The sequence below is a fragment of the Brucella sp. NBRC 14130 genome (genome assembly GCF_040371715.1).
GTDB lineage: Bacteria > Pseudomonadota > Alphaproteobacteria > Rhizobiales > Rhizobiaceae > Brucella > Brucella intermedia.
The window spans coordinates 69,706-91,226 of record NZ_BAABTE010000001.1; the positions used below are offsets into that span (position 1 = coordinate 69,706).

Here is a 21,521-nt window from a genome sequence, read left to right on the forward strand (position 1 = left end):
ACCATGTCGGAAGAAAACAAAGCCAATCAATCAGACCAGACACCTCCGGCAGCGCAACCGGCTGCGGCACCGCCCGCTCCGCATATGCCGGTTTACATGTCGGCCATCTATATCGCCGCATCTGTCCTCATGTGGTCGACGCGCGGTCTCAGCATGTACTTCATCTCCGCCAATACGCAGCAGATACAGGGGTCACTCGGCGCAACGCTGACGGAAACTTCATGGCTGATCGCGGCCTATATGGCACCCTATGCCAGCCTGACGATCCTTCTCGTCAAGATCCGCACGCAGTTCGGACTGCGCCGCTTCGCGGAAATCGCCATCGCCGTCTTTCTGGTGTCCTCGCTCTTGCATCTGCTCGTCTACGACATCTGGTCGGCGATCCCGATCCGCTTCATTGCGGGTGCGGCTGCGGCACCGGTTTCGACGATCGGCTTTCTCTACATGCTCGAAGCCTTTCCTCCGCCCAAGAAGATGACGTGGGGCCTCAGCCTCGCGCTCACCTGTTCGGCTGCGGCAGGCCCGCTGGCGCGCGTCATCTCACCCTTGCTGTTCGACATCGGGCAATGGCAGCAGCTCTATATGGTCGAGATCGGCCTGTCGCTCGCCGCCTTCGCTGTGGTCTATATTCTGCCGATGACACAGGCCCCGCGCGCCAAGGTGCTGCACTGGCTGGATTTCGTCGCCTATGGGCTGATTGCCATCGGCTTTGGCCTTCTCGCGGTGGTTCTGGTTCAGGGAAAGAATTACTGGTGGTTTGAAGCGCCATGGATCGGCATATGTCTTGCGATCTCGATAGCGGCGCTGGCCTGCGCCGCCGCGCTCGAGCTCAACCGCGAACAGCCGCTGATGAACCTGCACTGGCTTTTCTCGCCGGAAATCCTGCGCTTCACGCTGATCCTCTTCATATTCCGCATCGTGCTTGCCGAGCAGACAACGGGCGCGGTCGGTCTCTTTCAGGCATTCGGCCTGCAGGACGGCCAGAGCCGCGGACTTTATCTCGTCATCCTCGCCGCTTCGCTGGCGGGTGGCATTGCCTGCGGCATGTGGATGAAGCTGGAACGTGTATCGTTCATCTTCGGGCTGGCATTGGTTTTCATCGCGGTCGGCGCCTTTCTGGACAGCCATGCGACCAACCTTACCCGCCCGCACAACGCCTATCTCAGCCAGGGCCTGATCGCCTTCGGCGGCGCCCTGTTCCTGCCTCCGGCCATGCTTGCGGGCATTACCAAGGCTCTCAAACAGGGACCGACCTACATGACGAGTTTCATCGTCATCTTCCTTTTCACGCAGAATATCGGCGGGCTTATCGGTTCTGCCGTGTTCAGCACGTTCATCACGATCCGGGAGAAATACCATTCCGCCTATCTGGTGGAGCAACTGGTCATGTCCAACCCGATAGTCGCCCAGCGCGTTCAGGCGCTATCCGGCACCTATGCGAAGGTTCTGGCCGATCAGGGACTGACCAGGGCCGAAGGGCTGGCGCTTCTCGGGCAACAGGTCACCAAGGAGGCGACGGTGCTGTCCTATAACGATGCCTTTCTCGCGATCTCCGTCATTGCGGTCCTCTCGCTCGCATGCCTGATCGCCTATCGCCTCTATGAAAACATGCAGGCCCGCCGCCATAGTGCGACGATGGCTGGTTAAATCGACGAGTAATGAAGATGTTAGTTGGAAAACAGTATATTCGCGGCGGTCTCGCCCTCGTCATCGGCCTTGCAGGTGTCCTGATGGTACTGTGGGCGTGGCAGTTGCCGCCGTTCAAGCATAGCGTCGAGACGACCGACAATGCCTATGTCCGCGGTCAGGTGACCGTTATCAGCCCGCAGGTCGCGGGTTACGTCACCAAGGTCAATGTGAACGACTATCAGTCCGTGAAGCAGGGCGACCTCCTTTTCGAGATCGACAGCCGCAGCTATCAGCAGAAGCTGGATCAGGCGCTGGCCGCGCTCAACAGCAAGAAGGCAGCGCTCGCCAATTCGGAACAGAGCCAGCGCTCGGGGGAAGCGACGATCCAGTCGCGGCAGGCGCAGATTTCAGGCGCCAAGGCAGCACTTGAAGTTGCCGAAGCCAATGCCAAGCGCGTCGAGGCCTTGCTGCCGCGCGGCGTGACCACGCAAAGCTCCGCCGATACGGCGCATGGCAGTCTGCTTCAGGCGCAGGCCGCAGTGGAGGAAGCGGAAGCCGCGCTGGCCGTCGCGCAACAGGACCTGCAATCCATAATCGTCAATCGCGACAGCCTCAAAGCCGATATCGCTAATGCGGAAGCAACTGTCGAGCTGGCGCGGATCGACCTTCAGAACACTCATATCATCGCCCCGCGTGACGGCACGCTCGGCGAAGTGGGCGTGCGTCTCGGTCAATATGTGACAGCGGGAACGCAGCTCGTCTCCGTCGTGCCGAAGTCCAAATGGGTGATGGCCAATTTCAAGGAAACACAGCTCTACGGCATGAAGGTCGGCCAGCCGGTCACGTTCACCGTCGATGCGCTGCGCCATGCGAAGCTGACCGGGCGTATCGAAGCCTTCGCACCTGCCGCCGGTTCTGAGTTCAGCGTGATCAAATCCGATAACGCCACGGGCAACTTCACCAAGATCACGCAGCGCCTTTCCGTTCGCATCGCCATCGATGAAGATCAGCCGGATGCGGCACGTCTGGCGCCCGGCATGTCGGTGGTCGTCCGTGTCGACACCAATGCGGAGCCGATTGCAAACTAGAACAACCGCAGCTTTCTGGCATGGAAAGCCTCGGCATAAGTCTCTGGCGCACGGCATTCCATGCCGCGCAGCCGCGCCAGACCGCGAAAGGTTTCGGAGTCGAACCAATCCTTGGAGCGCTGGGTGCCGAAGTGCTTCATCAACAGTTCGATCTTGCGATCCATGATTGCGGCCGGTAGCGCCGAATAGGCGTTGGGCTGGCCCAGATCGCCATCCCATTTCGGAATTTCATATTCGAGGATCACCTGATCCCGAAACAGGTTCCATGTCAGTTCGTTGATCGTCCGGTGATCCTGATGGGCGTCGCCATGGCGATGGGTGAACACCATGTCCGGCACCCCTCGCCCGCGCTGTTCGATCAGCCATTGCTTGATTTCGCGGCCCTGCGCGGGAAAGTAGCTATCCTCGAAAGAGGCGAGATGAATGTTGAAACCGTCTATCCCACGCAGAAAATCGCGGGCGGAAGCTTCCGCCTCCGCCCGCCTTTCCTCATTTCCCGAAAGCACGCACCATTCCACATGCAGCGGCGCGCCGCTCTCGATCAGGCTGAGAAGCGTGCCGCCGCAGCCGATCTCGATATCGTCCGAATGCGCGCCCAGACAAAGCAATTGCAGCGGACGGCTGTGATTTGCGAGCGAACGCAGGTCGATCATAGCGCTATCGCGACATTGGTGGCGCGGCGTCTGGCCTCTTCCGCCTTGTGCCGCTTCCAGGGCATGTCGCCCTTCTCCACCATATCCTCAAGCGTCTGCCAGTCGCGCAGCGTATCCATGGAGCGCCAGAAGCCCTCATATTTATACGCCATCAGCTGGTTTTCCGCGATCAGGCGGCCAAACGGCTCCAGCACCAGTTCCTCACCCTCGCGCATATAGTCGAAGATCTCCTTGCGGAAGAGGAAGTAGCCGCCATTGATCCAGATGTCCGAAGTGTTCGACGTCCGGAAAGCACGCACGTCGCCGCCTTCGGCAATATCGGCAAGGTGATAGGTCAGCGGCGGACGGACGGCGAGAAAACAGGCGATCTTGCCGCTGGCACGGAAGCGTTCCGTCATGTCGTCGAGGTCCACATCGCTGAGACCATCGCTGTAATTGGCGAGGAACATGTCCTCGTTCGCCACATGCGACCGGGCGCTCCACAGTCTTTCGCCGATATTGCGCCATATGCCCGTATCGAGCAGCGTGACACTCCAGTCGCGATCAACTTCCTCAAGCAGTTGCACATTGCGCCCGCCATCGGAAACCACACAGTCCGCGAAGGTCTGCGGGCGGATGGTCAGGAAGAAATCCTTCACGACATTGGCCTTGTAGCCGAGGCACAGAACGAATTCGTTGTGCCCATAATCGCTGTAATATTCCATGACGTGATGCAGGATCGGCTGATGGCCGAGCGGAATCATCGGCTTCGGTATATTCTCCGAATATTCGCGAATTCTGGTTCCAAGACCGCCGCAGAACAGAACGACTTTCATGATTACCGCTCCTCAGTGAGTAGTGCCGGGTCAATCAACGTGACGTGCGGAATGGGAATGATGAACTTCGCCCCCCATTCGACCACGTGCTGCATTTGCCGGATGATCTCATCCTTGAAGTTCCACGGCAGGATGAGGATGTAATCGGGCCGGTACTTGTCGATTGCCGATACATCGTAGATCGGGATGTGCATGCCGGGCGTGAAACGGCCATGCTTGTACGGGTTTCGATCCACCGTGAAATCCAGGAAATCCGTGCCGATGCCGCAATAGTTCAACAGCGTATTGCCCTTGCCCGGCGCGCCATAGCCGCAGATGCGCTTGCCAGCATTCTTGGCGGCGATCAGGAAGGACAGGAGATCGCGCTTGGTACGCCGGGTCTTTTCGGCGAACTGCTCATAGGTCGAAATCTCGTTGAGGCCGAAACTCTCTTCGCGCTTCAGGAGTGCCGCGACACGCGGTCCCGCCTTCCGCTTGCTGCTGTTATGCGCAAGATACACCCGCAGCGACCCGCCATGGGTCGGCAGTTCCTCCACGTCGATGACCTTGAGGTGATGGCGATGCGCCATGAAGCGGATCGTCAGCAGCGAGAAATACGAGAAATGCTCGTGATAGATGGTGTCGAACTGGTTCTGCTCGATCAGGTTGGCAAGATGCGGAAACTCCAGCGTAATGACGCCTTCCGGCTTCAACAGCAGTTGCAGGCCACGAACAAAGTCATTGAGATCAGGCACTTGCGCCAGAACATTGTTACCGATCAGGAGGTCGGCCTTGCGTCCTGCGCCGACCAGTTCGGCGGCAAGCGTCGAGCCGAAGAAATCCACGCGCGTCGGCACGCCCTTGGCGATTGCCGTTTCGGCCACATTGGCCGCCGGTTCGATGCCAAGGATCGGGATGCCCTTCGGCAGAAAATGCTGCAGCAGATAGCCGTCATTGCTGGCGATCTCGACCACGAAGCTGTTTTCATTCAACCCCAGCCGCTCTGTGATTTCGTCGCAATAGGTCTTCGCATGGCTGACCCAGCTTGTGGCGAAGGATGAGAAATAGGCATATTCGGTGAATATCTCGGCAGGCGAGAAATACTCCTTCAGCTGCACCAGATAGCAATGGTCGCAGACGAGCGCATAGAGCGGGTAGTATGGCTCCATACGGTCGAGGCGATCCGCGGTGATGAAGCTTTCGCAAGGCGGCGACATACCGAGATCGACAAAGCTATGCTTGAGTAGTTTACCGCACAGCCGACAGCCGGTCTGCTCTTGCGCCATGCTCGTGCTCCGCGAAATATCCGGCGTCTGGATGGTCATACGTCATTCCTCGCCTTTTAAACCTTTATGGCCGGGTCTTCTGTAGGGTTGAATTCCGATCCGCGTCGGATAGCCAAAACTACTAAGCGGTCTAAAAATTGCCGAGACTGTCATCAGGGGCGAGCCGTACATACGATCGGGCGCAACATTCACCGGATGGACTATGAAGCGTAGATACCCGATCTTCGCCCAATGGCGATGGGGGCGTAGGCGCGTACCTCTTTCGGACAGGGCCGACTCATCCGCAAGCCTGCCGAATGCGTCGAAGAAGGTCCTATCGTCCGAAAAACCCGCTGGCAGAATGACGCTTGCACAAATTGGGGCACGACATGCGTTTCACTTCGCTAAATATTGAGGGCGCCTGGTCCATCGAGCCTGAAAGGCTTGAAGACGAGCGCGGCTGGTTTGCACGCGTCTTTTGCGAAGGCGCCTTCGCCGAGCGGCAGATGGAAACGCATTTTCCGCAGCACAGCCTCTCCTTTTCCCGCGAGGAAGGAACGTTGCGCGGCCTTCATTACCAGAGCGAGCCGCACTCGGAGACGAAACTCGTCACCTGCCTGCAAGGCGTGATCTGGGACGTTCTTGTCGATCTGCGCCCGCACTCGCCCACCTATCGGCGCTGGACCGGCGTGGAGCTTTCAGCGGAAAACGGCGTGCAGCTCTATATTCCGGAAGGCTGCGCGCACGGTTTCCAGACCCTGACGCCTGATGTGCTCGTGCGATACATGATCTCGAAGCCCTATGCGCCTGATTATGCAACAGGTTTGCGCTATGATGATCCTTCATTGGGCATTCCCTGGCCGAACAGGCCAAGCGTCATTTCCGACAAGGATCTGGCGTGGCCGCTGCTTTAGGTCGCCGCCAGCAAACCCGCATCGCGGAGCCGGTCAGCCGCATCGGCAAGGGTTGCGAAGGGCAATTTCGCCCGCTCTGCCATATCGAGGATGGAATGCTCGCCATCCGCCAGATTGAGCACCCATAACAGCGCCATTGCGTTTTGCGCGGCACGGCTGTCGCCGCCCGTGCTTCTATAAAGCCCGCGCCTTCCAAGCTGCGGTTCTCCCTTTGGGGAAAGGTTCATCGGACGCCAGTTTCGGTCAGCAATTTCAATGGCCTGCATGACCGTATTGAAAGATTGATCGAGATATTCGGGTTCGATGAAATCGAGATTGTCGGCCGATGTGTGGTATTCGGGAAAAGTGCCATAAAGGCTGCGCTGGAACATGCCGACCGGCAGATCGAATCCCGGCGAACAGAACTGGCGCTCGTCATAGCCATAGGGCCAGAAATCATGGAGCACCGCATCGGCGCGTCCGGCAAGCACATGGCCCATGATCAGATCAATCTCGGCATCGCCGCGACGGCTGCGCTTGTAGTTCGGCCCGCCCGCATCGCCGACGCAGGACAGGACCAGCCCATGCCGCACCAATCCCAGATGCGCCTCGTTCTGTTGAAGCCATGCAAGCGCGCCGAAAGTCGCCGGACCGAAAAGCAGGCGATAGGTCAGGCGCGTGCGCCTTGATTGCAGCACTTCACCGAGATGGGCAAGCAGCGCCAGCCCGGAACAATTGTCATTGGCGAGCGACGGATGGCAGAGATGGGCCGACAGGATAAACGTCTCGTCGGTTTCTCCCCGGTGAATGAACTCGCCGAAGGTCAGAAAGCCGTCGCGCCGCTCCGCGTCGATCACGACGTCATAATCGCCATCCTGCATCGCCAGAAATTCACGATGCGCCATGCAGAAACCCCATCCCTCCGCATGATAACAGGTACGGTAGGGAATAAGGTCCGGCTGATCGGGCAGCGTATGAATATGCGCCTTCAGGGCACTCAGCGGCATTCGCGCCCGCACGCCCACGCTGAAATTCACCACATGCAGATTGTGTCGGGCAAAATCGACGATGCGATTGCCGTTCATATCCGCGATATAGGCCTCACGAATGATCCATTCCTGCGGCGCTTTCCAGTCGTAAAGCGGCGTGCCGCTCGGCACCTGATGGACCGTCAGCGGCAGATGTTCGCCGATGATGGCGAGCGTCTCGCGCACGGCGTCGCCCGCCAGACTGCGGCAATGCGGATAAAGGCGGGCAGCAAGTTCGTATATGGCTGTTCCGTTCGTTTGCGGTGGAACGGCCCATTCGGTGCTTCTGCCTGCCCCTGTATCCATTATGCCGTGGCCCGCAGAGGTTGCGACTGTTCTTCGACACGCCGCAGATCGGCATCCAGCACGCCTTCGGCTATCAGCTTGCGGATATGGGCGATGCGCTGGAACCGTGGCCCCTCGAACTCCTCAAGCGTCAGGGTCGAGCGGCTATAGGCGGCAAGCAGTTCACGCGTGCCGGCAACGGCATCCCATTCCGGCTTGGCTTCCGGCAGCACCCGCGCCAGCTTTTCAAAACTGACGCGATAGGAGCGCGTATCCGGCCCCGCATCATCCGCATATTCGATGCGGCAATCGGGGACATTCTCGGCAACGATCCCCGCAATATCGCGGATGCGGTAATTGTGCTCGGTCGAGCCGACATTGAAAGCCTCATTCCAGACCTTCTCGCGCGGGGCTTCCATCGCCGCCATGAAGGCGCGGGAAATATCGCGAATATGAACGATGGGACGCCAGGGCGTGCCGTCGGACTTGAGATAGATCAGTCCCTTCGTCACCGCCCATGCCACCAGATTGTTGAGCACGATATCGAAGCGCAGGAAGGGCGAAACGCCGTAGGCGGTCGCAGGCCGCAGATAGACCGGGCAGAAGCTTGCATCGGCCAGTTCCCGGATTTCCTGTTCCGCCCGCACCTTGGACCGGCCATAGGCCGTTACCGGCTTCAGGTCGCCGGTTTCATCAATCAGGTCGGCATCGCTGATGCCGTAATTGCTACAGGATGAGGCAAACAGAAAGCGCCCGACACCGGCGCGCTTGGCAGCCTTGGCCATGGCGACGCTCGCCCGGTGATTGATGTCGTAGGTCAGTTCCTCATTGAGATTGCCGAGCGGATCGTTGGAAAGTGCTGCAAGATGAATGACCGCATCGAAACCCTCAAGATCGCGCGGCGACACATCGCGCACGTCCTTGCGAAGGGTCGGCACGTTCATCACCGCGCCGCCTTCTTCAAAATGGCAATGTTCGTAAAGGCCAATGTCATAGCCGGACACTTCATGCCCCGCATTTATCAGGACCGGCACCATGACCGACCCGATATAGCCCTGATTGCCCGTAACCAGTACCTTCATGTCCGACTCCTCAAGCTTTGATAAATGCATGTTAGCGATGGAGGGCGGGAGCGACGACTTGACCGAAGGCATGTCCGGTTAGGACAAGCGTTTATGAAAGGAGGAAAAGGGCGTATCGCCTACTCCTTTCGGATGCAGCGCAGGCGCTCGGCGCTGCCGATCAGCAAAAGCCAGTCGGTTCCGCCGCCCGCATTTTTTGCCTGCGCGGGCATATAGGTCGCAACCGTTCCCTCGATCTTCGGCGGGCCCGCAGCCGCGAACATGCCGGAAACCGGATCGAACCAGATTGCCTTCCTGCCTTGCCAGTTCGCTGGCCCGACCGCCTGCTTTGCCACCGCAAAGTCGTCGGCGTCGCCGTAGATAACCGACAGCGTGCCATCAGGCAGGGACGAGGCGTAGCTTTCCGGCTTCAATGCAATGCGCTTTTCACGATCCGGTCGCAGTTGCGGCCATGGCAGCCTGTCGAACAGTTTCTCCAACACGGACATCGATCGCGCGCCCGGGCTGCCAAGCGCTTCCTGCCAGCTGCGGTCAGCGTTGAAGATACCGGGTCCGGTGAAATGCCAGATCGGGTTATTGCCGAAGAACTGTCCGGCGGCACCGGCCAGCAGCGCGCCATAGGCATTGCGGCGGATCATGCGCGCCGTGGTTTCGCGCTCGAACTCATAGGCGCCTTCCAGCAGGATGACGGGCATCCTGCCCGTTTGCCGCCGGGCAGAAATCGCCGCATGAACATCGTCATAGGTATAAACCGTATCGAGGCTCAGCCATGGCTGGTCGGCCCAGAGTTCCGCCGTATTGGTGTTGCGACCGGAATGTACGGTCTGGAGCGCATTGGGAGAAACCAGCGCTATGCCCTCGGCTAGATCAGAGACGAGCTGGCGATCCGGCGCATTGAAATCACCGCCCAGAACCCAGACGACATTGTGAAATCCGGCAAATCGCCGGGCAATCGCTTCGCCATAGCCCCGCATTTTCGCCGGTCCCGCGGCCTGAACCTTGGAAAACCAGCCCTGACTGTTGCCGTTCACGCCCAGATAGGCGGGCGCCAGAAAGACAGCCATTCCCAGTTGCTCCGCCCGCCCGATCACCCAGGCGGCATGGTCGAAATATCTCGGATTGAGCTCACCGAACGCATCGCCCTCGAAGGGCTTCTCTCCATCGGCATTGGCAGGCGGATGGCTGGAAAACCGGTGTTCGAGAAGATTGACCAGAATGGCGTTGAAGCCGCGCTTCCTGCGATCCTGAAGATAGATTTCGACGTCTTCCCGTTTCAATTCGGCGATCAGCGACCATGCCGTATCGCCGTGCAACAGGAAGGGCTTGTCCGTCGCATCCTCGAAAATACGTCCGTCCTCAGCGACCCTGATCGGAAACTGGCCAGCCGCATGGGACGACCCTGCCGCCATAGACAGCAGGATCGTGGCGATCAGAACCGCTGCGAGGCGCTTCATCGCATCGCGGGCGGATAGGTCGGCGCTTCATTGAAGCGGCGATAGACCACCTGCGAGGGACGCCCGGCCAGATAGGACCCCACCCCGTCATTGAGCGCGCGGACATAAATGCCGAGCGCCCCGTCGATTGCATCCACCGTGCGCGCAATGTCGGTGTCGCTGTGGGTGTAGCTCACGACCAGCGACGGCATCAGCACGCCGCGCCGGATCGTCTCCTGAAGGAACAGCGTGCGGAAAGCCTGCGACGGCTGGCCCGCTTCATCGAGCGTTCCATAGGCAAGACAGCACGGACGCCCGAACAGGCGGACATGCTTCTGAAGTCCGTGGGCGGCAATAGCCGCATTCACGCCCGCCGCCAGTTTGGAACCCTGCTCATAGAGCCTTTCGATCACCGGTTCGTCACGATAGATTGTCATCGTGGCAATCGCCGCCGCCATTGCATGGGTTTCCGCGCCATGGGTGGTGGAAAGCAGGAACACACGGGGGTGATCCGTCTGGATCAGACCGCCAAGCTGCATATATTCCGCCTTGCCCGCGAGCGCCGAAATGGCAAACCCGTTGCCGAGCGCCTTGCCGAAACAGGAAAGATCGGGCTCGACATCGTAAAGCTTCTGCGCCCCGCGCAGATGCCAGCGAAAGCCGGTAATCATCTCGTCCAGAATGAACAGGGCCCCGTTTTCATGGGCGATGCGCCGTGCTTCACGCAGGAAATTGTCCTGCGGTTCATCGGCCTTGGCCGGTTCCAGGATAATGGCGGCGATCCGCCCCGGATAATCGTCGAACACGGCCTGCACGCTTGCGATGTCGTTGTAGCGGAACGTCGCCGTCAGGGCCGAGACCGATGCGGGAATGCCCGCATTCATTTTGGTGGTTCCGATAAACCAGTCATCGGTCGAGAAGAATGGATGATCGGCGCAGCAGGCAACCATGTCGCGCCCGGTATAGGCGCGCGCCAGCCGCACCGCGCCTGAAGTCGCATCGGACCCGTCCTTGCAGAATTTCACCATCTCCGCGCTGTCGATCAGCTCGAGAAAGCTTTCCGCGCATTCGACCTCGATAGCGCTCGGGCGCGTGAAATTGCATCCATCCTGCAAGGCATCGCGCACCGCGCGCACGACGGGCGGATAGGCATGACCGAGGCCGACGGCGCGATTGCCCATGCCGTATTCGATATATTCATGGCCGTCGACATCGAAGACATGCGAGCCGGAGCCGCGCTGGATGAAGCCGGGCGCCAGAACCGGATACTGGTCGTCGCCCTTGGCATAGGTGTGACAGCCGCCGGGAATAAGCGCATGCGCCTTGCTGGCGAGCAATTGAGAATTGCGGAACTGCGGTGTGAAAAGGTTCATGCCCCTTCTCCTTTCTATTCACAGGTCATGCTGCCGACCATCCCGCATGCAGGCGCTCGCGCATCTGGCGCAGCCAGTTCTTCACGGGCTTCGGCAGGCGGCTGCGCAGGCTGGAATGAAGCGCGTTCGGCATCGCCCATTGCGAAAGCGCCAGCGGCGGGGCGATGGCAGGGCGTTCCGCCGCCAGATGTTCGAGGAGGCCCGCATAGGCGCGCCCGACAACATCATTGTCGAACACCGTTTCCACCTTCTGCCGGGCGGCGGTGGCCATGCCCGCAAGCAGTTTCCGGTCACTGGCAAGCCGTTCGATATGGCGTGCCGCCTGGCGAAAATCGCCGACGCGGAACAAGAGCCCGTCCTCGCCATCGGTGACGATGGTATCGGTCACGCCTGCGATCCTCGATACAACAGCAGGGCAACCCTGGCTCATCGCCTCGATGAGCGTCAGGCCGAACCCCTCGAAGCGCGAGGGCATGACCAGCACGTCATGCTGGCTCACCCGCCACGGCACATCGGAAGGCGCAACCCAGCCGGTAAAGCTGACGTGATCGCCAAACGGCGCCAGACGGCGGCGCAGTTCAGCCAGATCGGGGCCGTCACCGGCGACTGTCAGGTGATAGCGGCAGTCGAGTTCGCGCAATATGTTCGGCAGCCAGAAAATGCCCTTGGAGTTGTCCTCGATGCGTCCGAGATAAAGCAGGCGCAGCGGCCCGCTTTCGTCCTGCTTCGTCACATTGCGCGCCAGATGAATATCCCGGTTCAAACCGTGCGGGATGACCAGAGTCCGGGCGGCATCGAAGCCGTGCTGGCGGACGAGGTCATCGCGGCAGCGTTTTGAAACGCCGACCGTCGCATGGACATGATCGCGGATCGCCCTTGCCGCCGCGTAGGTGCCGGGCGTGATGTTGTGCACGATCATGACGCGCAGGATATCGGCAGGCAGATAGCGCACCAGATTGGTTTCAAAACGGTTCGCGAGAACATTGACGAAAACGGCGTCGAAGCGATTGTCGCGCAGAAAGCCGATCATGTGCCGGGCGCGGGTTTCTTCGTCCAGCAGCCCCATGCGGTCGATCGCATCGCCCTTGCGAAGCGCATCCTCAAGCCCCTGCCCGCTTGGCACGTTGACCGTATCGCCAGCAGCGCCCGCCGCAAGCCAGCGAAGCTCGATCCCGGACTGGCCGAGCGACGAACGCAGCCGCGTGAAGACCGAATAGGTCCCGCCGATGTGAGGACGGACAAAGTAAGCACATTTCATGGCCAGAACCTTGTTGCCCATCTTGCAAGGGAGACAAGACTTCGAGGGAACAACTCCCTCGAAGCCTTACTCCGGTATATCGGGGGGCAATGGATATACCGCGGGCCAGTGTATCGAAATCGCAACGCTGCGCATTTCGGCTATGAGGGGTACATGCCCTCCTACAATAGAGGATGGTGTTCACCCTTCTGCCAGTTTTCCCGACAGCGCGTCCGGCATTAGCTTCTAGCTGTAGCGGGAGACACGCGTATGAGAATTGGACTTTTCGGGCAGTTTGGTTCCGGCAATACCGGCAATGACGGTTCGCTGGAGGCCATGTTGCAGCTCTTGAAACGCAATTGCCCCGGCGCACAACTTGTCTGTATCTGTTCCAGACCCGACATCGTTGCGCAGAAGTTCGATCTTACGGCCCGTCCGGTCTCGCAGCCCTACCCGTCCAACTGGCTGCTGCGCGCCGTCAACAAGGCCATGCTGCATGTTCCCCGCAGAGCGGTCGGCTTCTGCTGCGCGCTGCTGCTCGCTTCCCAGCTCGACCTCATCGTCGTGCCGGGAACGGGCATTCTGGACGACTTCAACGAGAACCCGTTCGGCTGGCCTTTCGCGGTGCTGCGGTGGTCCCTCGCAGCGAGGCTCACCGGCACGCGCATGATTTTTGTGTCGATCGGCGCCGGGCCCGTCAGTCATCCATTGAGCCGGCGCTTCGTTCGCTGGGCCTCGACGCTTGCAGCTTTCCGCTCCTACCGGGATCAGGTTTCGCACGACTTCATGAAGCAGCTCGGGGTTGCCCCTTCCGGCGATTTCGTAAGCGCGGATATCGCCTTCGCGCTGCCGACGGCTCCCGATGGACGACAGGACGAAAAGGATCAATGTGTCGGCATCGGTGTAATGTCCTATCGCGGGTGGAAGAAGAAGAGCAGTGATGGGGATGCCGTTTACGCCGATTACCTCGCCAAAATGACCACACTTGCAAAAAGACTTCTTGGTGACGGACGGCAAGTCCGGCTGCTGATCGGCGACAAGGGCGATATGGAGGCGGCGCGCGATATACTGGAGCAGCTTGGCGCGGCGGAAGCGGGCAAGGTGATATTCGAACCCTCCGCATCCCTGCACGACCTCATGCAGCAGATCGCAAGGACCGACATCGTGGTCGCCAGCCGCTACCACAATATCGTCTCGGCCCTTGCCATGGGGCGTCCGGCAATTTCACTGGCCTATGCGAGCAAGAACGATGCATTGCTGCACGATACCGGGCTTTCGGCATTCTGCCACCGGATCGATAGTTTCGACCCCGAAACCATTCTCTCCCAGATCGATTTTGCCTTTGCGGAGCGAACGGCATTGACCAGACAAGTCGAGGCGGGCGTGGAGCGCTATCGAAGCCGGCTGGCAGGGCAGGAAGAAATCCTTCGCGCCCTTTTTCTCGATCCGACAACGCAGAAGGCTGATTGCGCGGCGCAATCATGCGCCGCGTCCGTTTCGCCAGGCGGATCGTTTCAACAGGTAGTCGAACGGGGGCATGACTGCCAGTAAGGGCTCCCGCTTCAGCGCGAACGCCATCAGCGAACCCGCCACTTTCGGCTGCCGCGCCAGACTGGAGATCGCAGACCAGTAGGCGCGCTTGGTCAGGCAATCCCGCACCATCGCGAACAACCGGTCCCGTTGCGGCAGGCTGGCGCCTTCGTGCTCGAAAAAGGACCGGAAACCCGCCTCAAATTCCCGATTCCAGTTCAGGATGCCATTCACCGCCGCCGACTGGTTCTGCGGGTGCGAACGCGCGAAAGCCTGTATCCGGTTTGTCGATGCAATACATCCACGCATGGCGATGCGCAGCCACATCTCCAGATCGTCCGTATGGGAAAGCGACGTGCGGTAATATCCAGCCTGTTTCTGGATCGCGGTCCGCACTACCGCCGTCGGACCGATCACCGGGTTAATCGCATACCGGCATGCAAATTCAATAAATTCTTCCCCGGACCGTATTCGCCAATCATCCGGCACGGTGTCTGCAACGGCCAGAGGCGGTTCGCCGTCATCGGCCTTCATCCTTCCGGTCGCGCCGTGCGCCAGATGAACATCCGCCTGTTGCGAAAGCAAACCTGCCGCCCTTTCCAGCGCGCCGCCTGCCAGCAGGTCATCCGAACACAGGATCAGGAAATAGTCCGATGCGGCCCAGTCTATGCCTTCGTTGAACGAAGCATGCGGCCCCAGATTCTTCCGGCGCAGCAGCAATTCCACACGGCTGTCCCCGGCAGCAAGGCCCTTCGCCACCTCGACGCTGTTGTCCGTCGAGGCATTGTCGATAATGAGCAGGCGGACATTGACGCCTGTCTGCCCCAGAACGCTGTTGGCGCACAGGGAAAGATAGCGGCCATAGTTGAAATTGGGGATGACGACGTCGATCGTCGGCAGTCTGTTTTCGCCCATGACCCGCCGCCCTATTCCGCAAGCCTGGAAGCTGGCGGATGCACGCTCCGCGTCCGGATTTTACCGGCAAGCCAGCCCAGTATCGATTCGACCTCGATGGTGAAGGGATGCCGCACCACGAACAGCGCGCCAAGCCAGCTGAATGCCGCGATGAGGCCCATCACAACGCCGCGCGACCAGTGAATTTCGAGCGAAAAGCCGTTCGCCGCCACCATTGCAAGCGGTATGGCGAGCGTGATCAGCGTGACGAGCCCGCTTCTCAGCAAGGCCCGGCCAAGCACCGCATAGGAAAAGGCCACATGCCTGCGCACGAACACGATGGCTATGACCATCTGGATCGGCAGGCTGATGAACTGGCCGAGCGCAACGGCAAGCAGCCCGTAGAAAGCGGCGGCGCTGATGACGGTGACTGCCACCAGCCGCGAAATCAGGTTGGACAGGAACGCCTCGCGGTTCTGGCCCAATGCCATCAGCAGCGGATAGGTCAGGATGGAGGGAAACCAGAAAAGGCAGGCCAGACTGAGGATCGCGACGATGGGTGCCGCTTCGGACCAGCCGGGACCGAGAACGATATGCACCGCCGGATAGGCAAGGAGCGCAAGCAAAGCCTGCGCAGGCCAGTAGACCACGGTGATATAGGACAAGGCCCGTATGTAGGATTGGCTGATATCGGCTCCTTCACGGACCTGTGCCGAAAGCATCGGAAACGCAACCGTGAAAACGGCGGAAAGGATGATGCGATCCGGCAGGCCGCTCAGCGTGTCGGCACGATTGTAAATTCCGACCGCCGATATCGGCATGAAGCGCCCGAGCAGGAGCTGCGGAAGCGTCATGCAGATCTTGTTCAGCCCGGCATTGCCTCCAAGAAAGATTCCGAACCGCCAGGCCGTATCGAAACTGGCCAGCGATGGGCGCAGCAAGGTGCCCAAAGGATGGATCGCAACCGCCAGCCCCGTCGTCATCAGCGCGCTTGCCAGCAGGCCGAAGGCAAAACACATATGCCCGAACCCGCAAAAGGCCATGGCAATGGTTACAAGTGCGCCGAGCCCGGAGCCTGCGGTCCGAATGCGGGCCAGTCTTCCAAAGGCCATTTCGCGCCTCAACAGCGCAACGATCGGCAAGGACAGGCTTTCGACCAGCGCGGCCACAATCGTGATGCTGAGAAAAAGCTTCAGTTGCGGATCACTATAGGTATCGGCGAAGTAGCCCAGCGAGAGATAGAGGGCAGCGGACAGCAGGACCGTCACGCTCATCAGGAACGTAAGCGAAGTCTGGATGTCCTGATCGCGCACCTTGTCGATCTTGATCAGGAACTCCGGACTGGCGAATTCACGCAGTGAAAACACGATTGCCGTAAGGCTGAGGCCAATCACACCCATTCCGGTTTCCGCAGGCCCCAGAAAGCGCGATACCGCAGCAACCGTCACGAAGTTGAAGAGCAGCCCCGCATACTGCTCCAGCGCCGCCATGAGAAAGCCTCTGCGACCGCCATTCATGATGCGCTCCAACAAGTGGTATTCCCCGGCGCGGCCGGCGGTTTTCGTGTCACCTTTTCGTCCCCCATCCATTTCAATCCGGCAGCAGCGCCCGAAGGCGCAATCTTCCCGGTTCCGCCCAGAATAGTCTTTTGCTACAGGCACGAAATGTCGCCCTTGGTGTTAGCACCCGACCTGAAAGGAGTATGCGGCACGCTCTAAAGCCAAGTCGTGGACCCGGGTCGCAGTGCGTAAAAATTTGCGGAGTTCTATCTTTTGCACGCGCCCTTTTGCACACGCCTTGGAGGAGACATGGCGAGTCTTTCCTGGATCACGCTTCTGGCCTTTGTCCTTTCCGTGGCCTTTTGCCTCGGCTTTCGCGGGCTGGCACGCGAATGGTATCTCATCGACGTCCCGGATGCCCGCAAGACGCATGACGGAAATGTCCCGCTTTGCGGAGGGATCGCCATTTTTCTGTCGTTTTCCGTTGCCGCACTGCTGGCGCTCGGCGTTTCAGGTCATGCCAATGCCGTGACCCTGCTGCCGGGGCTGGTGCTAATCCTCGTTACCGGCGTTCTCGATGACCGCTTCAATCTGCCCGTAGCGCCACGCCTTGCAATTCAGCTGCTGGCAGCCTTCCTGATGCTGGGCATGGCCGGGGTCTGGCAGATTTATCTGGGCCTTGCCTCGGACGCGATCGGAGCACCCGCAGCCCCACCCGCTGACATGCTGATCCAGCTTCTTACCGGACCGCTTTTCCTCTTCATCGCGCTTGCTTTCATTGTCGGCCTCGTCAACGCGGTCAATATGAGCGATGGCGTCGACGGACTGGCTGGCTCGGCGAGCGCCGCCGCCTTCTTCTGGCTGGCCGTCATCGGCTTCGGCGTGGGCGAGCATCGCCTCGGCCTGCAGGCTCTCGCCATTGCCGCCGCCTGTCTCGGCTTTCTGGTCTTCAACATGCGGCACCGCTGGCGCGCAAAGGCAAGCCTTTTCCTCGGCGATGGCGGCAGCACCTTTCTTGGCGCAGCCCTTGCCGGATTTATCCTCATCCTTGCAAGCCGAACAGCCGCCGTCCCCTTTCCCGTCCTGATCTGGATCGTCATCGTGCCGGTCATCGATACGCTGAGCCTGATCGTGCGCCGCATGTCGGCGCGCCGGAGCCCGTTCTCGCCAGACCGGCAACATCTGCATCATCTGCTGATGGATGCAGGGCTTTCCTGCGGGCAAACAGCCGTCGCGATCATGCTGCTCAACCTCATCGCCGGTGCCGTCGCCTATGTCGCCGTCCGGTTCGACATGCCCGTCTGGCCGATGCTTCTGGCGCTGGCGATCCCCGCTGCGACGCACACGCTTTTCGTACTGCACATGACCAGAGGTCCGCGTCAGGCCGTCGCCGCCTCAATGGCAGAGGCCAATCCGGCCACCAAACCGAAAATCACTTATCCCGGGGCAACTTCATGAATGTTTCCGTACTCATCATGACGCTGAACGAAGAGGCCAACCTGCCGGCCTGCTTGGCATCTCTGGACTGGTGCGACGATATCGTCGTGCTCGATTCCTTCAGCAGCGACCGCACGGTCGAAATCGCCAGGGCAGCAGGCGCCCGCGTTTTCCAGCGCGCCTACGACACCGAGGACCGCCAGCGCATGTATGGCCTGACGGAAATCAAATTCAAGCATGACTGGGTCTATACGCCTGATGCGGACGAGATCACCCCGCCGGACCTGCGTGACGAAATGCTGGCAATCGCCGCCGACCCCGACCGGCCGGAGGTGTTCTTCAAGGCGCGTTACAAGAACATGTTCATGGGGCGCTGGATTCGTCATGCCAGCCTCTACCCCACCTGGATCACACGGCTGGTGAGGCCGGACCGCGTGCGGTTCGAACGCTCGGTGCATTCGCGCGCCAGCGGCGGGCCGGAAGGTGCCTTGCAGGCCCATTTCATCCATTACAGCTTCAACAAGGGCCTCGAAGCCTGGTACGACAAGCATAACCGCTATTCTTCCGCCGAGGCTGATCTGTCCGCCTCGCGCCAGCTCGAACACAAGATCGACTGGGGCGGCATGCTTTCGGCAGTGCCGGAACGGCGGCGGCGGGCGCTGAAATCGCTTTCCTATCACATGCCGTTCAGGCCGGGCCTGCGCTTCCTCTACATGTACCTGCTGCGCGGCGGCTTTCTGGACGGCAAGCCCGGCTATCTCTATTGCCGCCTGCTTTCGGCCTACGAGTTCATGATCGTGGTCAAGATGGAAGAGCAACGCCAGCGCCGGTTGGCCACCCTCGCGGAAACCGCACCGGCGATGCGGCCTCTGGAATCCGAAGCACCAGAACGGCGTATGGTATGATGCTTCTCGTCGTTCTGCCCTGCGCCATCCTGTTCGGGATTGCCGCAATGTTCTTCTCGCAACCGGTCCTGACCTTGCAGGACGATGGCGGCAGGGCGGATGTCATCGTCGTGCCGGGAGGAGACGGCCCGCCCCGCGCGGCGCAGGCCGCCCGCCTGTGGAAGGAAGGCCGCTCGCCGGTGATCCTCGTTACCGGCGATGGCGACTGCCTCTATAACAAGCGGATCATGGTTCGCAACGGCGTGAACCCGTCGGCGATCTTCGTCGAATGCCAATCGGGCAGCACCTGGCAGAATGCGCAATTTTCCGCTCCCGTCCTGCGCGAAATCCGGGCCAGAAGCGCACTGGTCGTGACCAACTGGTATCACTCCCGCCGGGCCATAGCGAGCTTTCGCGCCGCCTGCCCGCAGATGCGCTTCATCTCGTCACCCATCGGCGGCGATGACGGACGTCCCGGCTTTCCGGCAACGCCCGCAGACATGGAACTCGTCGCCAAGGAATATGTGAAGCTTGGCTGGTATCTGGTTTCGGGCCGCATTTTCCCGCACGATCTTTCCGCGGGCGAACCCGCGCCCGACCTTTCAGACACATGCGCTGCGGCGGGGGTCACGCAATGAACCTGTCGCTCACATGGATCTTTGTCGGCTTCGTCCTCTACCTTCTGGCTGGCGGCCTCTTCTCGCGGCCGGAGCGCATGTATCAGTTTCCCTTCCTTGCCGGGGTGATGACGTTCGGTTTCCTGCTGCCGCAGCTCCCGGCCCTCGTCTATGACCAGTTCCTGCCTTCCGGCGCTTATGCCAAGACGATGATCATGGGCATCCTGTCATTCGCAATGCTTGTGATCGGGTGGCGGATGACGAAAAAGCCGATCCGGTTTCTCCGCATGAGTTTCAGCGAGCGGCGGCTGATCTGGGCCGCAGCCGGGCTGTCGGCTTTCGGCGCCGTCTTCTATTTTCTCCTGAGCCGCCTTCCCGGAGATGTCTCCATCGGCATGCAGATGACCGGAATGCCGGTTGTCTATCTCTTCTTCGCGCAGCTCATGCCCTATGGTCTTGCCATCGCCGTCCTGTGTTTTGCGCGGCGTCCCTCATGGTCGGCGCTGGCGATCATCCTGTTCGATCTGGTTTTCTATCTGGACCGGATTCTGGTGACGGGAAAACGGGCAGAGACAATTCAGCTCGTCCTCATGTTCCTTCTCGCGTTCTGGTTCTACCGGCGGATCGTCGTGCCTCGAACCGTCATGGCGATCGGCATCCTCGCCGGCACTTTCCTGATGACCAGCATGGGCGATTATCGTCAGGTCACCCGCACCGATGCGAGTTTCGTTCTCGATGAGATTCTCGAAATCGACTATGCCGCCAATTTCCGCAGCACCCTTGAGCGCGGCGGCCCCGAAATGCGCAATGCCGTGCAGCGCATCGATGAAATCGACCGGCGGCTGGAATTCGACTACGGCAAATATCACTGGAACCGGATCATCTTCACATTCATTCCAGCGCAGCTCGTCGGCGGCGACGTCAAGGAAGCGCTCTATCTCAACGTTCCCGAACCCAGCCGCGATTACAATCCGCTGACCGGCACCACCGAGACCGGGCTGGTCGACGCATTTTCGTCATTCTGGTACTTCGGCGCGCTGAAATTCCTGGTGCTCGCCTGGGCGATGCGCAGGCTCTGGGAAACCGCGATGGCAGGCGAGATGCTGGGCCAGCTGGTTTACATGCTTTCCATCGTACCGGCCATGCATTCCATTTCCCACCACACGGATTGGGTCGTGCCGGTCTGGATTCACATGTCATTGTTCCTCATTCCCGTTCTTTCGTTCTGCGTGATCCGCAATCGATCGATCCATCTGCCGCTTCCTGCATCGCATAGCGGCAAGCTTCAGGAAGGATGGTCATCATGACCGTAACGTCGAACCACAATGCACTCGGAGAAGGCATCAGGGGCAGAATGAATGCCTCGCGTCCGCTTGAGGGCGGGGCGACCTTCACGCTCGGGCATCGCGTCCAGCGCCTGTGCTGGCAGGCAAGCTGGCTGCTGCTCGCCGCATGGACACCGTCCTTCCTGTGGCGCTGGCGCGGCGCGGTGCTGCGCGCCTTCGGCGCGAGGCTGCACAAGACGGCCATCGTGCGCGGCAGCGCCCGCATCTGGTGGCCGGGCAACCTGACCATGGGCGCGCATTCATCGCTTGGTCCCGGCGCGCTGTGCTACAACGTGGCCCATGTGACGCTTGCGCCTTTCGCCATTGTCTCCCAGCGCGCGCATCTGTGCACGGCCGGACACAATATCGATCAGGCCGACTTTCCCCTGACGGCGGCGCCCATTCATGTCGGCGCCTATGGCTGGGTTGCGGCGGAAGCCTTCGTCGGACCGGGGGTGAATATCGGTGAAGGGGCGGTTCTCGGCGCGCGCGGGGTCAGTTTCCGCGACATGGAACCGTGGATGGTCTATGCAGGCAATCCGGCCAAGCCGGTGCGGCCACGGCGAAAGCCCTGA

At 60.3% G+C, this 21,521-nt stretch carries 19 protein-coding genes; 9 read left to right on the forward strand and 10 right to left on the reverse strand.

Going from position 1 to position 21,521, the window contains the following annotated elements; all coding sequences use genetic code 11:
* Positions 1 to 3 precede the first annotated feature (3 nt).
* Positions 4 to 1,647, forward strand: coding sequence for an MFS transporter (locus ABWW28_RS00275; protein WP_176587913.1), 1,644 nt, complete (start codon positions 4 to 6; stop codon positions 1,645 to 1,647).
* A 17-nt stretch (positions 1,648 to 1,664) separates the two neighbouring features.
* Positions 1,665 to 2,717 carry an HlyD family secretion protein gene (locus ABWW28_RS00280; protein ID WP_176587914.1) on the forward strand — a complete coding sequence of 351 codons (1,053 nt, stop codon included), beginning with the start codon at positions 1,665 to 1,667 and terminating at the stop codon, positions 2,715 to 2,717.
* Here the strand turns inward: ABWW28_RS00280 and ABWW28_RS00285 are convergent.
* Genes ABWW28_RS00285 through ABWW28_RS00295 form a run of 3 tightly spaced genes read right to left on the reverse strand, consistent with a single transcriptional unit; the run spans position 2,714 to position 5,489 of the window.
* On the reverse strand, positions 2,714 to 3,370 hold the full coding sequence (locus tag ABWW28_RS00285) for a PIG-L deacetylase family protein (protein WP_176587915.1): 657 nt from the start codon (positions 3,368 to 3,370) through the stop codon (positions 2,714 to 2,716). The two genes, ABWW28_RS00280 and ABWW28_RS00285, sit on opposite strands and share 4 nt — an antisense overlap.
* On the reverse strand, positions 3,367 to 4,185 hold the full coding sequence (locus ABWW28_RS00290) for a sugar phosphate nucleotidyltransferase (protein WP_006468651.1): 819 nt from the start codon (positions 4,183 to 4,185) through the stop codon (positions 3,367 to 3,369). Before ABWW28_RS00290 ends, ABWW28_RS00285 begins: the two co-directional genes overlap by 4 nt.
* 2 nt (positions 4,186 to 4,187) lie before the next feature.
* Positions 4,188 to 5,489 (reverse strand): class I SAM-dependent methyltransferase, encoded by a 1,302-nt coding sequence (locus ABWW28_RS00295; protein WP_021585523.1) that lies wholly within the window; start codon positions 5,487 to 5,489, stop codon positions 4,188 to 4,190.
* 329 nt (positions 5,490 to 5,818) lie between these two features.
* Between ABWW28_RS00295 and rfbC the strand changes: the two genes are divergently transcribed.
* On the forward strand, positions 5,819 to 6,343 hold the full coding sequence (gene rfbC, locus ABWW28_RS00300) for a dTDP-4-dehydrorhamnose 3,5-epimerase (protein WP_176587916.1): 525 nt from the start codon (positions 5,819 to 5,821) through the stop codon (positions 6,341 to 6,343).
* Here rfbC and ABWW28_RS00305 read toward each other — a convergent pair.
* From ABWW28_RS00305 to ABWW28_RS00325, 5 genes are all read right to left on the reverse strand, one after another.
* Positions 6,340 to 7,656 carry a DUF4910 domain-containing protein gene (locus ABWW28_RS00305; protein ID WP_353389751.1) on the reverse strand — a complete coding sequence of 439 codons (1,317 nt, stop codon included), beginning with the start codon at positions 7,654 to 7,656 and terminating at the stop codon, positions 6,340 to 6,342. The two genes, rfbC and ABWW28_RS00305, sit on opposite strands and share 4 nt — an antisense overlap.
* Positions 7,656 to 8,717 (reverse strand): NAD-dependent epimerase/dehydratase family protein, encoded by a 1,062-nt coding sequence (locus ABWW28_RS00310; RefSeq protein ID WP_021585526.1) that lies wholly within the window; start codon positions 8,715 to 8,717, stop codon positions 7,656 to 7,658. The genes ABWW28_RS00305 and ABWW28_RS00310 overlap by 1 nt, the downstream gene beginning before the upstream one ends.
* Positions 8,718 to 8,836: 119 nt before the next feature.
* Complete coding sequence (locus ABWW28_RS00315) at positions 8,837 to 10,171, reverse strand: glycoside hydrolase family 140 protein (protein WP_176587918.1); 1,335 nt, start codon at positions 10,169 to 10,171, stop codon at positions 8,837 to 8,839.
* Positions 10,168 to 11,523: a glutamate-1-semialdehyde 2,1-aminomutase gene (locus tag ABWW28_RS00320; RefSeq protein ID WP_176587919.1), complete on the reverse strand. Its 1,356-nt coding sequence runs from the start codon at positions 11,521 to 11,523 to the stop codon at positions 10,168 to 10,170. The genes ABWW28_RS00315 and ABWW28_RS00320 overlap by 4 nt, the downstream gene beginning before the upstream one ends.
* A gap of 25 nt (positions 11,524 to 11,548) precedes the next feature.
* Positions 11,549 to 12,781 (reverse strand): glycosyltransferase family 4 protein, encoded by a 1,233-nt coding sequence (locus tag ABWW28_RS00325; RefSeq protein WP_176587920.1) that lies wholly within the window; start codon positions 12,779 to 12,781, stop codon positions 11,549 to 11,551.
* A 249-nt stretch (positions 12,782 to 13,030) separates the two neighbouring features.
* Here ABWW28_RS00325 and ABWW28_RS00330 point away from each other — a divergent pair, with 249 nt between their 5' ends.
* A complete protein-coding gene (locus ABWW28_RS00330; protein WP_176587921.1) occupies positions 13,031 to 14,311 on the forward strand; it encodes a polysaccharide pyruvyl transferase family protein in 1,281 nt (426 codons plus the stop codon).
* On the opposite strand, the gene ABWW28_RS00335 is transcribed toward ABWW28_RS00330, so the two are convergent.
* On the reverse strand, positions 14,240 to 15,205 hold the full coding sequence (locus ABWW28_RS00335) for a glycosyltransferase (protein WP_113475928.1): 966 nt from the start codon (positions 15,203 to 15,205) through the stop codon (positions 14,240 to 14,242). The genes ABWW28_RS00330 and ABWW28_RS00335 overlap by 72 nt on opposite strands.
* 11 nt (positions 15,206 to 15,216) lie before the next feature.
* Positions 15,217 to 16,701 carry an oligosaccharide flippase family protein gene (locus ABWW28_RS00340; protein ID WP_353389756.1) on the reverse strand — a complete coding sequence of 495 codons (1,485 nt, stop codon included), beginning with the start codon at positions 16,699 to 16,701 and terminating at the stop codon, positions 15,217 to 15,219.
* Between the two features lie 291 nt (positions 16,702 to 16,992).
* On the opposite strand from ABWW28_RS00340, the gene ABWW28_RS00345 reads away from it, so the two are divergent.
* From ABWW28_RS00345 to ABWW28_RS00365, 5 genes are read left to right on the forward strand one after another with little or no spacing between them, the layout of a single operon-like run.
* Positions 16,993 to 18,141, forward strand: coding sequence for an MraY family glycosyltransferase (locus ABWW28_RS00345; protein WP_176587923.1), 1,149 nt, complete (start codon positions 16,993 to 16,995; stop codon positions 18,139 to 18,141).
* Entirely contained in the window at positions 18,138 to 19,025 is an 888-nt protein-coding gene (locus ABWW28_RS00350; RefSeq protein ID WP_176587924.1) for a glycosyltransferase family 2 protein, read from the forward strand. Before ABWW28_RS00345 ends, ABWW28_RS00350 begins: the two co-directional genes overlap by 4 nt.
* Entirely contained in the window at positions 19,025 to 19,642 is a 618-nt protein-coding gene (locus ABWW28_RS00355) for a YdcF family protein (RefSeq protein WP_025092056.1), read from the forward strand. The genes ABWW28_RS00350 and ABWW28_RS00355 overlap by 1 nt, the downstream gene beginning before the upstream one ends.
* Complete coding sequence (locus ABWW28_RS00360; protein WP_176587925.1) at positions 19,639 to 20,928, forward strand: hypothetical protein; 1,290 nt, start codon at positions 19,639 to 19,641, stop codon at positions 20,926 to 20,928. The genes ABWW28_RS00355 and ABWW28_RS00360 overlap by 4 nt, the downstream gene beginning before the upstream one ends.
* Entirely contained in the window at positions 20,925 to 21,521 is a 597-nt protein-coding gene (locus ABWW28_RS00365; protein ID WP_006470352.1) for a putative colanic acid biosynthesis acetyltransferase, read from the forward strand. The genes ABWW28_RS00360 and ABWW28_RS00365 overlap by 4 nt, the downstream gene beginning before the upstream one ends.